Origin of the sequence: Microcystis sp. M_OC_Ca_00000000_C217Col (genome assembly GCF_007095585.1) — a bacterium.
GTDB lineage: Bacteria > Cyanobacteriota > Cyanobacteriia > Cyanobacteriales > Microcystaceae > Microcystis > Microcystis panniformis.
Genome location: NZ_SFBV01000059.1, coordinates 1 through 14,042, shown reverse-complemented (window position 1 = coordinate 14,042; position 14,042 = coordinate 1). Strand labels below are relative to the sequence as shown.

17 protein-coding genes are annotated in these 14,042 nt (G+C 45.6%); 1 reads left to right on the top strand and 16 read right to left on the bottom strand.

The annotated features are described in order from the left end of the window. Nucleotides 1-148: 148 nt before the first annotated feature. The 13 genes from EWV66_RS03600 to EWV66_RS03540 all read right to left on the bottom strand — a co-directional run bounded on the left by EWV66_RS03600 (nucleotide 149) and on the right by EWV66_RS03540 (nucleotide 11,573). Nucleotides 149-1,900, bottom strand: a complete 1,752-nt coding sequence (locus tag EWV66_RS03600) for a mechanosensitive ion channel family protein (protein WP_284525805.1) — start codon at nucleotides 1,898-1,900, stop codon at nucleotides 149-151. A 171-nt stretch (nucleotides 1,901-2,071) separates the two neighbouring features. Next, on the bottom strand, nucleotides 2,072-3,475 hold the full coding sequence (gene gad / locus EWV66_RS03595; RefSeq protein WP_052276974.1) for a glutamate decarboxylase: 1,404 nt from the start codon (nucleotides 3,473-3,475) through the stop codon (nucleotides 2,072-2,074). A gap of 28 nt (nucleotides 3,476-3,503) precedes the next feature. Continuing rightward, on the bottom strand, nucleotides 3,504-4,112 hold the full coding sequence (locus EWV66_RS03590; protein WP_052276975.1) for a DUF1345 domain-containing protein: 609 nt from the start codon (nucleotides 4,110-4,112) through the stop codon (nucleotides 3,504-3,506). Nucleotides 4,113-4,166: 54 nt separating this feature from the next. Beyond that, nucleotides 4,167-4,928, bottom strand: coding sequence for a Coq4 family protein (locus tag EWV66_RS03585; protein WP_002760903.1), 762 nt, complete (start codon nucleotides 4,926-4,928; stop codon nucleotides 4,167-4,169). A gap of 51 nt (nucleotides 4,929-4,979) precedes the next feature. After that, nucleotides 4,980-5,585, bottom strand: coding sequence for a hypothetical protein (locus EWV66_RS03580; RefSeq protein ID WP_052276976.1), 606 nt, complete (start codon nucleotides 5,583-5,585; stop codon nucleotides 4,980-4,982). Nucleotides 5,586-5,681: 96 nt separating this feature from the next. Next, a complete protein-coding gene (locus tag EWV66_RS03575; protein WP_072926628.1) occupies nucleotides 5,682-6,356 on the bottom strand; it encodes a MarC family protein in 675 nt (224 codons plus the stop codon). 89 nt (nucleotides 6,357-6,445) lie between these two features. Beyond that, a complete protein-coding gene (locus EWV66_RS03570; protein ID WP_052278480.1) occupies nucleotides 6,446-8,815 on the bottom strand; it encodes an arylsulfatase in 2,370 nt (789 codons plus the stop codon). 195 nt (nucleotides 8,816-9,010) lie between these two features. Then, the gene (locus EWV66_RS03565) at nucleotides 9,011-9,250 is read right to left on the bottom strand and encodes a type II toxin-antitoxin system HicB family antitoxin (protein ID WP_002788899.1); all 240 of its coding nucleotides are present in this window, start codon (nucleotides 9,248-9,250) and stop codon (nucleotides 9,011-9,013) included. 199 nt (nucleotides 9,251-9,449) lie between these two features. Further along, complete coding sequence (locus EWV66_RS03560) at nucleotides 9,450-9,647, bottom strand: hypothetical protein (protein ID WP_002788900.1); 198 nt, start codon at nucleotides 9,645-9,647, stop codon at nucleotides 9,450-9,452. 45 nt (nucleotides 9,648-9,692) lie between these two features. Further along, a complete protein-coding gene (locus EWV66_RS03555; protein ID WP_287115905.1) occupies nucleotides 9,693-10,121 on the bottom strand; it encodes a BrnT family toxin in 429 nt (142 codons plus the stop codon). Nucleotides 10,122-10,353: 232 nt separating this feature from the next. Further along, entirely contained in the window at nucleotides 10,354-10,683 is a 330-nt protein-coding gene (locus EWV66_RS03550) for a DUF5615 family PIN-like protein (protein ID WP_002788902.1), read from the bottom strand. Then, entirely contained in the window at nucleotides 10,667-10,903 is a 237-nt protein-coding gene (locus EWV66_RS03545; RefSeq protein WP_002788903.1) for a DUF433 domain-containing protein, read from the bottom strand. The genes EWV66_RS03550 and EWV66_RS03545 overlap by 17 nt, the downstream gene beginning before the upstream one ends. A 208-nt stretch (nucleotides 10,904-11,111) precedes the next feature. Next, nucleotides 11,112-11,573, bottom strand: coding sequence for a hypothetical protein (locus EWV66_RS03540; RefSeq protein ID WP_287107761.1), 462 nt, complete (start codon nucleotides 11,571-11,573; stop codon nucleotides 11,112-11,114). 303 nt (nucleotides 11,574-11,876) lie between these two features. Here EWV66_RS03540 and EWV66_RS03535 point away from each other — a divergent pair, with 303 nt between their 5' ends. Further along, nucleotides 11,877-12,041: a hypothetical protein gene (locus EWV66_RS03535; RefSeq protein WP_158499355.1), complete on the top strand. Its 165-nt coding sequence runs from the start codon at nucleotides 11,877-11,879 to the stop codon at nucleotides 12,039-12,041. Here EWV66_RS03535 and EWV66_RS03530 read toward each other — a convergent pair. From EWV66_RS03530 to EWV66_RS03520, 3 genes are all read right to left on the bottom strand, one after another. Further along, nucleotides 12,026-12,517: a glycine zipper family protein gene (locus EWV66_RS03530; RefSeq protein ID WP_052276979.1), complete on the bottom strand. Its 492-nt coding sequence runs from the start codon at nucleotides 12,515-12,517 to the stop codon at nucleotides 12,026-12,028. The two genes, EWV66_RS03535 and EWV66_RS03530, sit on opposite strands and share 16 nt — an antisense overlap. A 168-nt stretch (nucleotides 12,518-12,685) precedes the next feature. After that, nucleotides 12,686-13,210: a type IV pilin-like G/H family protein gene (locus EWV66_RS03525; RefSeq protein WP_002764743.1), complete on the bottom strand. Its 525-nt coding sequence runs from the start codon at nucleotides 13,208-13,210 to the stop codon at nucleotides 12,686-12,688. A gap of 24 nt (nucleotides 13,211-13,234) precedes the next feature. Beyond that, nucleotides 13,235-13,927 carry a hypothetical protein gene (locus EWV66_RS03520; RefSeq protein ID WP_052276980.1) on the bottom strand — a complete coding sequence of 231 codons (693 nt, stop codon included), beginning with the start codon at nucleotides 13,925-13,927 and terminating at the stop codon, nucleotides 13,235-13,237. Between the last annotated feature and the right edge of the window lie 115 nt (nucleotides 13,928-14,042).

Here is a 14,042-nt window from a genome sequence, read left to right as displayed (position 1 = left end):
CAGGGCTTGCGGTGTCAGTCTGTAGAGCGACCATAAGACCAGAACAGAGTAAATCTGTTAAGGCAGGTGCGGAACCCCGCAAGGGAAAGAAGCAGAAACCTAAATCGTGAGGTTTGGGAGTCACCGTCCGTTTACGGCGGTGAGGATGTCAAAATGTGTTGTTTTCCTGATTGTCTGAAGATTGAACGCGAAAGGGAGGCGCGACATAATCGGAAGGCAAATAATTTTCGGGAATGGTTGTTGTATTTCCATCTCGTAGGGAGGTGTAACTGGGAGAGAGAATCTCAATCCCAGCTTCATTACACTTGTCTTGAATATTTTGATGGAGTTCTGAATAAATTATTACCATCAAATTGGGTTGGTTAGTGTAAGCGTTTAATTGATAACTGATGTAAAAATTATCTAGGCTAGTTTGCAGGACAAAAGGTGCGGGTTCTTTGAGAATATGCTCAGTTTCTAGAGCCGCTTCAATTAAGGTTTTGTGGGCTTTTCGCCAAGGCAGATCGTACCCTAGGGTAATCGTTGTCTGAATAATTAGATTTCTGTTTAATTCCCGTGAGGAAATACTAAAGTTAATCACATTACCACTTAATAAAGACGAGTTAGGAATAGTAATGATTTTATTAGTAGGAGTACAAATGCGAATAACTAGGAAGTTTTTTTCAATTAGATCGCCAATTACATCTCCTATTTGAATGTGATCTCCGATGCGAAAAGCACGGGTATAAATAAGAATAATTCCCCCAATAACATTGGCGATCGCTGAAGTAGAACCAAGGGATAAAAGAAGACCAAGAAAAACAGAAATGCCTTGAAAAGCTGGAGAATTAAAACCGGGCAAGTAGGGAAAAGCCACTATTGCTGCTATGGCAAGAATTATGACTAATAGGATATTGTAAGTCGGTTTAGCCCAATCAGTATAAAAACCCGGAATAACCAGATTTCCTCTTTCTATTGCTGTAAAAAAGGGCTTGATTAGCCGGATTAAGTAGTAAGTTATAAAAATGATTATGGCAATAATAAAGGCATTGGGAAGATATTTGCCAATGGACGACAAAACCAGTTCTAATGATTGATAAAAATAACCTAAAATACCCTCGCCAAAAACTCTTGTCCAGGGGAATAAACGAAGGACAAATGTAGCATAATTAAATAATAATAAAAACAGAACAAACAAGCGAATTATCCGAAGAACTCGCAGCCAAAAAAAGCTTATATTAGAGGAAGATATGATCTCAACATTCCCGATTTGAATGCCTGGCGTCAAGGATTCAATCAAACGTCTAATAAAGGGAAATAGCTTCCCTGAAATTTTGATAACTGCAAAGCTAATAATCAGGAAGGCAAAGCTGGCTATAACCGTATAAATGATGTTCTTAAGTAGTTGTTCGGGTTTTCGATCTTGGCGATATTGAGCGATAGCAACCTGAATTTTTTGTAAAGCTTGTTGAGCTAAAACCTCCGGCGTTGAACGATAGGCTTTTGCATCTCGCTCCGTCACCGTTAGAATTACTTCTTGATCTACACTTAAATAAAGTGAGTTATCATCAGGAATCTGCTTAATTGTCAGGTTATCAACAGGAATAGAATCATTTTGAGCAATTCTTTCAATTCTCCGGGTAATAGCGTTAGCTCTCTCCTCCGCCGAAAATGAAGAAACTCCCCGCCGGATAAAAAAGAGGGGTTTTCCATCTAACATAACTGGAAAGCCGTCAATTTTATTTTCCAGTTGTGTCGGATTTTGAGCTATTCCCAAAAGAGGGGAGGTTAGAGTCAGTAGTAAAACTACAAAAAATATGACCAAGGTATGCCCAATTTTTTTCATCCATCCTCTAGCTTTAGATGGTGTAGTTAGCATTAAATATCTTTGATTAATATCGACAACTGGTACAAATTGCATAGGATTAAGTCAGATTTTTTTGTGTGTATTCGGGTAATATTTAGGCATTACTGTCCTCGATGAGGTGCAGAGAGCCTAGGTTGAGACAGGAGTGGAAAAATTGGCAACACCAGGACTTTGTAAGGGTTGCCAATATTTAGGGAATTTAAGCGAGTTTTTCCTCAACATCTGTTAGTGATGAAAATGGGAACCAGATAATTTTGACTGATAATTAGACTGAGATTGAAAAAAGGCGATCGCTGAGTGAATATCCCGCAACAACAGAGCCGCCATATCACGACTAAATCCCTCCTTGATCACCACGCGCTGCACGGTTAAATCTTGGCGATTTTTGGGCATTGTATAGGCAGGAACTAACCAACCCCGCTCGCGCAATTTATCAGCTAAATCGAATAAACTATAATTAGATTGATCGCTAATTGTCTCCTTTAATTTCCAAGCAAAAACTGGAATAGTGCTGCCATCGGTAATCAATTCAAACGGTCCCATCTTAGCGATTTCCCCCGATAAATACAGGGCCGTATCTCTACAGGCTTGATGAATTTGTCGATAACCCTCTTTACCCAAGCGTAAAAAATTATAATATTGAGCGACTACTTGATTACCAGGGCGAGAAAAATTCAGAGCAAAATTAGGCAGATCACCGCCTAAATAATTACAATGAAAGATTAATTCTTCTGGTAATTCTTGCCGATCTCGCCAGATAATCCAACCGACACCGGGATAGACTAAACCGTATTTATGCCCGGAAGCATTAATCGATTTAACCCATTTGAGGCGAAAATCCCAGACTAAATCGGGATCGAGAAAAGGGGCAATAAAACCACCACTAGCACCATCGACGTGCAGGGGAACTTGCCAGCCGGTTTCTCTGTTCAATTTTTCCAGGGCATCATTAATTTCTTGGACGGGTTCGTAACTACCATCAAAGGTACTACCCATAATTGCAATTACCCCGATCGTATTCTCATCAATTAGTTTAATTGCCTCGGTCGCATTGAGATGAAAACGACTCCCTTCCATCGGCACAAAACGCGGTTCTACCTCCCAATAACGAGAGAATTTTTCCCAACAAACCTGCACATTAATGCCCATGACTAAATTAGGTTTGTCGGTGGGTTTACCCTCTTTTTGTCGGCGTTTGCGCCATTGCCATTTTAAAGCCATGCCTCCCAACATCGCCGCTTCACTGGAACCAATGGTAGAACAACCGGTTGCAGCTTCGCTTTCGGGAGCATTCCAGAGTCTAGCGATCATATTCACACAACGCAGTTCAATTTCGGCGGTTTGTGGGTATTCATCCTTGTCAATCATGTTTTTATCGAAGGTTTCCGCCATTAATTGTTTGGCTTCCGGTTCCATCCAAGTGGTGACAAAAGTAGCCAGATTCAGGCGAGAATTACCATCAAGGGCGAGTTCATCGCGGATTAAATTGTAGGCCACCGCCGGCGGCATTTCTCCCTCGGGAATCTCGTATTTAGGTACAGCGGAAGTCAGGGCGCGGGAAGCATAGGTGGGGGTAATTAGTGCTTCTTCCGGACTGAGGCGATCGAGATTAATTTTCTGATGAACCATGACTTCCTTAATAAAATATCTTTTTTGCTTAGAGTAAATTACCAATCATGCCAAAAATAATAGCAATAATCGAGACGGATAAAAAATAGGAAAGCATCCCGTGGGTTGCTACCAGCTGCCGCATTGCCGTACTATTAATACTTGTATCAGAGGTTTGATAACAAGCCGCCATACAAAAACCTTGATAGAGAAATTCCGTCCAATTAGGTCGATCGCAATCGGGAAAAACTAGGCCTTTACCATCGTGATAGTAGCGTACTGCATATTCTTGGCTGTAGATCAATTGTATGGCTAACCAAGCACTAATAATACCCAAAAAACCACAGGCAAAATGAACGATGGCGTGTTCGGAAGCGATCAGATAAATTAATAGTCCGAAACTGCCGATCGTATAAAATAGGGATTCCAGAAATGCCCCCCGATGATTGGGAGGTTTTAATAGTTCTAGCTGCCAGGGGGCAAGGCAAGAAATTCTGTAAGCTAGTAACATAATTGCCACTATCAAAGCGAAAAGAAAAGCTAAAACCAGTCGCAGAGTAATAGTTACCGGCAGCATTAAGACAATCAGAGCGACAATTATTTGACAGAGCCAGCGAATTTGAGTATAGCTGGGTTTTCTAGCGGTTTTTTTGACCATAGATCAAAGCAGAATTATCCCTAACTATTCTCTCATAAAAATCTGCGGGGTAAATTATGCGATCGCTGCTTGTAATTCCGGGCAACTGTACCAACTCCAAGGCCCGTCTAAAACTGGTTTGATATTCAGTTCTTCACGCCATTGATCTAAGGGTTTTTCTAATCCTTCTTCCCACTTGATCGGGAATAGAGGTTGGGCCTGGCGACCGATGGTAATTCCCCGAGAAATTAAATCGAATTTGTAACCGAGAGTTTTATTTAAATCGGCATCACTTTCTACCTCACTTAACAGAGTATCACTGGTAAAAAAAGTCATCAGTAAAGAGAGGATATCGATGAGGAGAAAAGTAGGATAACGAGTTTGAGCGACCGTGACAGAAATTACTCCCAATTCTCCAAGAGTATCTAAACTAAACCCGGTGAGAATGTGATGGATATCGTGGGTTTTATCAATGCGAAAACCAATATAGTCGGCATCGGAATCAAATTGCTCGCGTTGGGGATAAAATTGCGGATCATAGCCCAAAGTGTGCATAATTGTGCCGTAAGTCCAACCGAGAGAACCTTTCGGCATTTTTAACATTGCTTCGAGATCGTAGGGTTTGCCGATGTATCTTTCTTGCACTAATTGAGCGGAAGCTGGTTCTTGCAGAACTGCTTTTACACATAACTCCATCGGGCGACTATTGACCAATCGGCGCTCGATTTCCCAGACATTAGCCGTTTCTTGGCCAGCGCCGGCCGCTAGATCGACAAATTCCAGAAATCGATGCAAATTTTCGGGTGTGGCTAATTGATTGATGTATCTGTAACTCATGGAATTCTCCTCATCGGTAGATAAATTTACAGGCTGCTTAGAACAAGTGTATTAATAGCGCAGGGGGCCACCGTAACCACCGTATAAACCGACCCCGCGGGTACCGGCCCCCACCCCGTAAAAGCCAGGACCGACACCACCACCAACACCAATCCAATCGATAAATAGGGAAGTTGCCCCGCCGGTTTTAGGTAGAGTCCCTTCGATTAGCTTGTAGCTGTAAATCAAGTCCTTGCCATCGATGACGGGATTGCTAATCTCGACGACAATTATGGTATTGTCTTGACGGCCAGGTTCATAGACCGAGAGGGTAGCATTGGGGGGATCGTTGGCAAAATTATCTTTTCCCGCCCTGGCTGTCCACTCGTCCATGTAGGCGGCCATGGTCAGATTACCAGCAATCCGGTTTGGGCGATCGGAAAAGTATAATGTCTGTTTGTTGACATTCACCAGGCGAATTGTTTTTGCGACGGGATCTACCTTAATATCTTCTGCCGTTTGCACGAACATTAACTGCACTTTTTCTTGAGCAGGAGTAGTCTGGGCTACAGAAATATTGGGCATCCCCCAGCTATTGATTGCCATGGCCGCTACTCCCAGAAAAAGTGTATAACGAAAACGCTTCAGGGATTTGGTCAATTGCTCAGAATTTCTCATGATTGCTCTCCTTAATACCCAGTTTAAATATACAACAGCTTATTTGATATTTCCAGTAATTTTCTTAGCTAACTATTTAGACTAATTAGCAATTGGCTATGATGGTAGTTTCGGAACGATCTGATCGACAAAAATATTAATCAAACCTGTCACCATAAATTGTACTCCGATCGCCGCTACAAATAGGCCCATAACTCGCTGAGTAATACTCAAGCCAATATCTCCTAAAAGTCTTTGTAACCATTTGCCAGCCGCGAGGATGAGAAAGACTAAAAAACTGACTAAAATTGTCATCAAAATCAGTTCAATGCCCGTACCACTACCTACCCTTGATTCGGCTTCACTGGCATAAAGAATAACGTTAGCAATAACCCCAGGACCCACTAATAAAGGCATAGCCATAGGAATAACAATCTGCCGATAAACTGACTTAGCTTCGCTGAGATAATCCCCGCCTTGCTCATTAATTAAAAGCTCTTTTGTCCCTGCCCCAGAACCGTTAACAATGTTGATACCGATAATCAACAAAAGCACGCCACCAGCCAGGCGAAAAGAGTCTAAGGTGACGCCAAAGAATTTTAGCATTGGCGTTCCGATAAACATAAAAATTAATAACAAACACAAGACAGTTAACGAGACAAATAGAGCCACGAGTCGTTGTACTTCTTTACGTTCGCGAGCGGTGTAACTAATAAAAATCGGCAGCATCCCCAGAGGATTTAAGAGGGCGAATAAAGTGATGGCAAAGTTTCTCAAAAAAGACCATTCCATAGGACAAAGTTGCTAATTTAAGCTCAATTTTTTTGCTTTTAACCGAGGGATAGTCTAGATAAAACTACCAGTATCACAAGTCCCCTTTTCTACTGCCGGGCCATGATAATTTTCAGACGTTCCTCCGGGTCGATCAGGTGGTCATGATCGTCCGTACCCAGATCGAGTTGAACCCAACCGATCTTGCCGGTGAAACGACTGGTTTTCGAGGTATATTCCGCCGCCACGGGGGTGCCGGATTCGTAGCCGATATCCGTGGTTTCGTCGGCGGAGAAAATAAAAGCCTGAGTTCGTTCTACCCGACCCGTACCCACCGGTTGACCGTCGTAGTAGAGGGTGACATTTCCCCCCCGTCCTAAACCACCACCATCGTAGGCAAACTCCATCCGTACCTGATGCTTGCCAGCCGGGATCGTCTCCGTCGCCTCGGTGACAAAACTTTCAATCCCCAGCACGTTATAGACGAACTTGGCTTTTCCATCGTGGCTATAGACACTCCAACCACCGAAGCGGCCGCCTTGGGCGATAATCACCCCGTCCGCGCCTTCCGGGGGAATTTCCAGTTCCGCCGTTACCGAGAAGGATTTATTTTTGATGTTGATGACGCTATTTTCGGACAAACGCCCCATTCCGGCGAAAAATAATTGCGAGTTCCCCCTGGCGAGGGTGGGTCGGCCGGCGGTGGCGGGATCGATCCGTTCCACTTGGCGATCATCTAGGGGCAGTACATTATATTTAACCGCCTCGATCAGAAATTGTCGCTGTAGTTCGTGCAGTTTCTCTGGCATTTCCTGGCAGAGATCCCGAGCTTGCGTCCAATCCGTACTGCCGTCGTATAGTTCCCAGATATCATCGTCGAAAGGAACCATCGTCTGTCCAGTCATCACCCACGGGGTGCGGTGCTTGGTAATCGCGCTCCAACCCTTGTAATAGATGCCCCGATTGCCAAACATCTCGAAATACTGCACATCATGACGTTCGGGGGCGGCTGCGTCGTTAAAGGTATAAACCATACTCGTACCCTCGTAGGGACTTTGTAGGACACCGTTAACCATCGTCGGTTCGGGAATGCCTACCACTTCCAACACCGTCGGGGCCACATCAATGACGTGACAGAATTGGTGACGAATCCCGCCTTTTTCCTGGATGAGTTTGGGGTAACGAACAATCGTACCGTTGCGGGTGCCGCCCCAGTGGGAAGCGACCTGTTTCGTCCACTTATAGGGGCTACTCATCGCCCAGGCCCAACCGACCGCGTAGTGATTATAGGAATCGGGCGCACCGAATTCATCTAGTTTCGAGAGGAGAAATTCCGGGGTTTCTAGACCCGCTAACCCGTTAAAGTTGGCCATCTCGTTAAACGCGCCCTGAAGCGTTCCCTCGGCGGAGGCACCGTTATCACCGACGATGACGTAAATTAGCGTATCGTCGAGGATTTCTAGCTTTTCTAAGGCTTGAATCACTCGTCCCACCTGATCATCGGTATGTTCCAGAAAGGCGGCGTACACCTCCATCTGGCGCTCTAATACCGGCTTCAGGCGCTCGTCCATGTCATCCCATGGGGGAATTTCGGCGTGACGGGGGGTGAGTTCGGCATTTTGGGGAATTACGCCCAGTTCTTTCTGTCGGGCAAAGGTGATCTCACGCTGGCGATCCCAACCGTGAGCGAATTGGCCTCGATACTTGTCGATCCACTCCTTCGGGACGTGGTGGGGGGCGTGGGTTGCGCCGGGGGCGAAGTAGGCAAAGAAAGGCTTATTGGGGGCGAGAGCTTTTTGTTGACTAATCCAAGCGATCGCTCGATCGGCCAGATCCTCGGTCAGGTGATAGCCTTCCTCCGGAGTTTTCGGCGGTTCGATCGGGGTTGTTCCCTCGTACAGTGCCGGCTCCCACTGGTTATTTTCGCCACCGATAAAGCCGTAGAAATACTCGAATCCACCCCCGCCAGAGGGCCAAGCGTCAAAGGGACCGATCGGGCTGGTTTGCCAAACCGGTACTTCGTGGCATTTACCGAACTGCGCCGTGGAATAGCCGTTTAGCTTCAGGGTTAAGGCAAGGGGGGCTTTGGTGTTGGGACGGACGGAACTCTGTCCAGGGGCGGAGGTGGCGGTTTCGGTGATGTTGCCCATGCCGACCGAGTGATGATTCCTTCCGGAGAGCAAAGCCGCACGACTGGGAGAACAGAGGGCAGTGGTATGAAAACGGGTGTATTTTAACCCAGCCGCCGCTAATCGCTCGAAAGTGGGCGTATTGCAGGGACCACCGAAGGCACTGGCGGCTCCAAAACCCACGTCATCGAGCAGCACGATCAGCACGTTGGGTGCGCCAGCCGGCGGTCGGATATCTCGAATCGGGGGATAGTGGGTGTCGGGATTCTTGGCGTCGTAGGTGGTTAGACCGAAGGGGGTCAAGTCGGGAATCGGTAGAATTTGGCGTTGGATCGGTTTGTCTTGGGTCATCTTGAGGGCTCCTTTTAAATTTGCGATCGAGAGTCTAAAATATGATCCTTGCCAAACTAAAAAGTCCAATAGCGGTTCTCCTGAAGGGTTTTGACGACGCCGGCTTTATCCTTGGTCATGATGCTGTCATAAATTGAGTGATTACCACCTTCTCTCAAAAGATAGAAACTGTTTTCTTCAAGGTAGCGAACTAAATCACGCCGTTTGACCGACATAATTAACCTCAACGGGGATTTGTTCGATCAGGCTGTTGCCTAGCGGAATCTCTTTATTCTGCTGTTGATAGGCTAAAACCATTTCCTGGGTAGCATCTCGCAACATCTGTCTGCATTCCTCCAGATATTTACCTTCGGTCACAACTTCTGTCCACTCAACGAGTTGCCCCATATAACCTGTATCAATTTTAGTGTATTTAGCCGTATAGCTCTGTATCATTTACTTGTCACCTTGAAAGCTTGAGACCTATTCATTATTTATTGCCGCAGGCACTGCGTTCTCGAAGAGGGGCGAAGCCTAGCAGACTGCACTATGATGACAGTAATACAATACCGCATTTTTAAAGTTTAATCAACAAGAGGACGGCGTTGCCGAAGGCACAGCGTTCTCGAAGAGGGGCGAAGCCTAGCAGACCGCACTACAAGATCGGTGTTTGTATTGATATACGGCGAAACTCATTTAATTCTTGTTGAGATAAGGGGAGACAGTCCGAATCTGCTTCAGCGGCTTTGTCAATTTCCTCCTCAGTCATTGCTTCGACTTTTTCCCAATCTGTCTTGCCATGACTAGCCTTTTGGGGATCAAGTTTAACTCTGGTAATATTGTCGTCGTTCATTTTTATTGGCTCTCCTTGCTGAAATAAGTACCTAGGCAAAATTATTTACACATGACGATCATTGCCCCGTAAGGGTTTTAGCTCGATCGGGCAGGTAATTAATTTTGCATGACTACTTAATACGATATCTGCCGTTTCTTTTGGTATAGACAACAAATAAAACTGGTTCTTCGTTACTTGGTATGATTGATTAGTTCGCTCTAGAAAAAAACAATTAACAAAAATCGCTAAATGCCTTTCTATATAAGGGTTCCATCCCTTATAACTCCCGTCCATTGCATAACACAAACCGAAGAGCCATAAAACTACTTGATTAACTATACCAATTACTTGAATTCTGGTTTCATCATAATCACGTTTATCTTCTCTTTCCAAACGGTTGGGATCTAGAAAAATATTTTTTGCATCCTCAAAATCAATCTTGTGCTTGATCAAGTTGGAAGCGGCTTTATTATTGTCCCATTCTATCTCCATTTTATCGAGATGTTATATCTAGTTAATAACATCTGGGGTTACACATGATAGGGTTATATTTAGATTTGTTAGGTTTCGTCACCTCAACCTACATATCGGCGTACTGCTACGCAGTGCCTTCGGCATCGCACTACAATTTTCCTGTACGCATTGTACAACAAATCTCGAACAAATAAGGTACGTTACATTTCATTAACGCACCCTACCAGAGCGGCGATCAGACTAAAAAATATCAAGCAAGGATTAATATTGAGTCAGAATTATTGGAAAAAACCTCAATCTGCTCTTTATATCTTGTGATTAATTGCAAGAGAATGTCACGACTACAATTCCCAATCCGAAGCCAAATTAATTTGGGTGGATGACCGTAAAGTAATGCCCGTTGATAAAAATCCGAATCTTTAGAAATCACAGTGAAATTATTATTTTTGGCATATTCCCAAATTATTTCATCAGCAAATCCTTTCATCCCAATATCCCTAACGTGAAGACTATTCGGAAATTCAGTAGCTAGTAAACGTGGCAATTTGGGTGATAAATTTTCATCAAACAGTAATTTCATTGGGAATAATCATCAGATGGCGATCGCGGTCAGCGGCAAAAGCGAAACAGGCTTGTATATCTTCTAAGGTTAGATCGGGAAAATCGTCTAAAACTTCCTCAATGGTCATCCCTCCACCTAAATAGTCTAAAACATCATTAACGGTGATCCGAGTATTAATAATACAGGGCTTTCCGCTACGAATGGAGGGGTTAATTGTAATCCGTTGACGATAATTCATCGTTTTTTCCTCAATAAATTAACAGAAGAAACTCATTGGCGATCGCCTCTTGATTCAAAAAGCGATCGCACTTTGAAAAGCCCAATTGATCGCAGTTTGCAAGTTTAATCGACAATGTGACAGCAATCACTCTTTTAAAAGCCAAAATGATCGCGGTTTTAAGATTTAATCAATAACAAGACAGCGATCGCACTCAACTTACAAGAGATTATGGCGATCTGTTAATCCATGGATACCACACTTCTAGTGTACCCTGTTTTGGTTTATTTTCATAGTCATAATGTGGATCAACTATTGCTTGACTAGAAGGTGATAATCCGGTCACTAAATCCGCTGCACATCGGTCAGTTCTGTAGAACACCCTTACGGAAATGTTTTTACTAGGAAAGGTACCATCATCATTGTTTGTTTTTGAAACAAGTTGAGGACTGTCTGGGATATAATCAGGACGCTGCTTTCTAATTTCATCTAAATAGGCTTGAGCATCATTCCGCTGTGATTTGGATGAGATATGCACACCAGTAATCTTAATACCTTGTAGATTACAAGATTGATCAGCTGGTGGGAAAAATCGTCCCCAATTGGCAATCACTGCACTACCCAATGTTCCTATCAGAGCTATGATAGCGAGTAAGATAGCGACTTTAGGAGGTTGATTTTCGGTACTCATAGAAACATTATGCCCGACGGCGACTGATTTAATTTTGGTTTATACATACCGACACAAGGTATGTTTTGCCTCTAGCATGGAGTTCCCAGCGGCCGTCAGCTTCCCCTTACTCATCGTTGACCCGTTGCAGGAATTTCAACCTAGTATATTTATTCGGTCGTATCTATGATAAGGCGGGTTTTTTAGACCAGCAAGACTTTAACACAAAGCCGCCCTAAAAGGGGCGGGGTTTTCAACCCAAATTTTCGATCAGCGAACTGACGGTCACGAGGACGAGAACGACCGCGACTAAGGGCGAGCGTTTTGTCAGGTGGAAAAAGTGAGCGAGTAGAGTTGGCAGTTTTCTCAACATGGTTAACCGGTTATGTCAAAAATCGCTTAGATTTCGGGACAGAAATAACGGGGAAAGGAAGCGGATTTCCAGAGATTTCTGCTTCTGCGATCGCCGAAAATTACTGGACGCTGTAACCCCGTCCCTCCATACAGGCTGTCCAGGCTTGATAGTAGGTTTGTAATCGCTGGTTTTCCTCTTGGGTCGCTTCGACTTGCGCTTGCTCGGCCTGCTGTTGTTCTTCTCGTTCTCGGAACAGTCCCGCCAAAGCCCCGACTCCCGCCCCGATCGCTGCACCTTCCCCAGTATTCCCAGCGATCGCTCCTCCGACCGTTCCTAATAAAGCGCCTGTGGCACTTGCGCGAAGCAATTGTCCCTGTTGCGAGGATTGGGCGGCAGTGGCGGGGGATATCTGATCCGGCTGACTGGGATCGACCCCGGTTTGCTGTTTTGCCCAAGAATAACAAGCGTAATGGTCTTGCTGTTGTTGTTCTTGGCTTTGTCCTTGACTGGGATAGGCGAAGGGTTCGGCCACTTGAGCTAAACTGACATCGGTAGGGAAAAGAATACTTCCTAATACGATCACGCTCAGGGTTTCGATCGATCTTTTCATGAGATACTCCGATCAACTGAATCGATAATTAATTGTTAAAAACGAGAGAAAAACTCGATAAATTTAGACAGATTACCGAGAGGATTAAATCGTTCCCGAAAAGTCAAGTGATCAACTGTCCGGGGCCCGCTACCAGCAAGACAATTAACTGTTCTCCCAACCTCAACACTACTCGTTCACCTCGGAAGCGGGAACCTGTACGGAGAAGTCGCCGCACTGGAGGGTCAGTTTTCCGGGGTTATTAAACTGATTGCCGCGCACCAATTGCGGATCCGCCGGACGCGTCTGACCGGGATTGGTATTCTGACAGATAATCGTCGTGATTTTCGGGTCTTGGTTAGGAGTGATAAAAGCCGCACCCACATAAGCTTTTAGCTGATTGCTGACGGTTGAGCGAGCGGGGATAACGTAGCTATAGGCGGCCTCGGAAGTGGTGCGAATGGCATAATCAAAGGTTTTCGGCAAAGTAACCCCGAAATCTTCTTGAACATTGTCAACTTGCGCTCGAAAATTCCCGTTATTCTGATAATAGGTGCGCTGTCCCTCGGTCATCTTGGCGACGGCTTGCAAAGCGGCGTTTTGGTCTTGAGCGATCGAATTACCTGTTTGACTTAGAGTCAGATTGCCTGTAGCGAGGAGAGCGAGAGAACTAAAAAGGAAAGCGAGGGAAAAATGTCGGTTAGGTTTTCTCATGGGATATTCAAGGCTAATAAATCTTTAAAAAGGTGCGGTCACGACCCGATAGTAAACCCCGTTAGCACCGTAGGCGGGACTTAACCAAGCCGTACCGCAGCGGTAATAAGTGCTTGTACCAACTGGGTTATAAACGCATCCCCCTGGGAGGTTAGTATAGATCGCTCCGAGGGCGTAGGCACTGCCCGCCGCAAATCCTGCATTGTAGGATTCCGCTTGATTGGCAGTGGCAGCCGTGGCGCCGAGGGCGACTCCTGTGGTGGCCGCCGCTCCAGCTGCGGCCCAACCACCGCAGTTATAACAGCCCGCACCGTAGTAACTATTGACAACGGTGGGCGGATGATAGGTGGCGTAGGTGCCGCCGTAGTAGGTGCCGTGATAGCCATAAACTGAGGTTCCGTAGGGGGTAGTACCGCTCCAAGAACCGTCACCACCGGAGGCCGAGCCACCCCGATAGCCGTTGACACCCCAAGAACCATCGTCCCCGGAGGCAGTGGTGCCACGGAATCCCGTCCCACTCCAAGAACCGTCACCACCGGAGGCCGAGCCACCCCGATAGCCGGAGGCACTCCAAGAACCATCACCCCCGGAGGCGGTACCGCGAAAACCGGAGGCACTCCAAGAACCTCCCCCGGCATGGAACCAAGCGGCGGCCGGTGAGGAAGCAAGCAGTATAGTGGTTAGAAAACCCATGACACTAAAAACGAGATTTTTCATCGGAAATTTTGGGTCTGAAACCCCGCCGTAGAACGGCGGCTTTACGTTAGAATTAAAAGGCCAGTCTCGAAAACCAAGTGGACGGCGCAGCACCTTGAAAACTCGGCTTAGGGGG

Coding starts and splice junctions, on each gene's coding strand:
- EWV66_RS03555 (WP_287115905.1), bottom strand. CDS start 10,121: ATGGAGATAGAATGGGACAATAATAAAGCCGCTTCCAACTTGATCAAG.
- EWV66_RS03550 (WP_002788902.1), bottom strand. CDS start 10,683: ATGAAATTACTGTTTGATGAAAATTTATCACCCAAATTGCCACGTTTA.
- EWV66_RS03520 (WP_052276980.1), bottom strand. CDS start 13,927: ATGAAAAATCTCGTTTTTAGTGTCATGGGTTTTCTAACCACTATACTG.
- EWV66_RS03540 (WP_287107761.1), bottom strand. CDS start 11,573: ATGAGTACCGAAAATCAACCTCCTAAAGTCGCTATCTTACTCGCTATC.
- EWV66_RS03570 (WP_052278480.1), bottom strand. CDS start 8,815: ATGACCCAAGACAAACCGATCCAACGCCAAATTCTACCGATTCCCGAC.
- EWV66_RS03600 (WP_284525805.1), bottom strand. CDS start 1,900: ATGCAATTTGTACCAGTTGTCGATATTAATCAAAGATATTTAATGCTA.
- EWV66_RS03565 (WP_002788899.1), bottom strand. CDS start 9,250: ATGATACAGAGCTATACGGCTAAATACACTAAAATTGATACAGGTTAT.
- EWV66_RS03585 (WP_002760903.1), bottom strand. CDS start 4,928: ATGAGTTACAGATACATCAATCAATTAGCCACACCCGAAAATTTGCAT.
- EWV66_RS03525 (WP_002764743.1), bottom strand. CDS start 13,210: ATGAGAAAACCTAACCGACATTTTTCCCTCGCTTTCCTTTTTAGTTCT.
- EWV66_RS03560 (WP_002788900.1), bottom strand. CDS start 9,647: ATGAACGACGACAATATTACCAGAGTTAAACTTGATCCCCAAAAGGCT.
- EWV66_RS03580 (WP_052276976.1), bottom strand. CDS start 5,585: ATGAGAAATTCTGAGCAATTGACCAAATCCCTGAAGCGTTTTCGTTAT.
- EWV66_RS03545 (WP_002788903.1), bottom strand. CDS start 10,903: ATGAATTATCGTCAACGGATTACAATTAACCCCTCCATTCGTAGCGGA.
- EWV66_RS03590 (WP_052276975.1), bottom strand. CDS start 4,112: ATGGTCAAAAAAACCGCTAGAAAACCCAGCTATACTCAAATTCGCTGG.
- EWV66_RS03575 (WP_072926628.1), bottom strand. CDS start 6,356: ATGGAATGGTCTTTTTTGAGAAACTTTGCCATCACTTTATTCGCCCTC.
- EWV66_RS03530 (WP_052276979.1), bottom strand. CDS start 12,517: ATGAAAAGATCGATCGAAACCCTGAGCGTGATCGTATTAGGAAGTATT.
- gad (WP_052276974.1), bottom strand. CDS start 3,475: ATGGTTCATCAGAAAATTAATCTCGATCGCCTCAGTCCGGAAGAAGCA.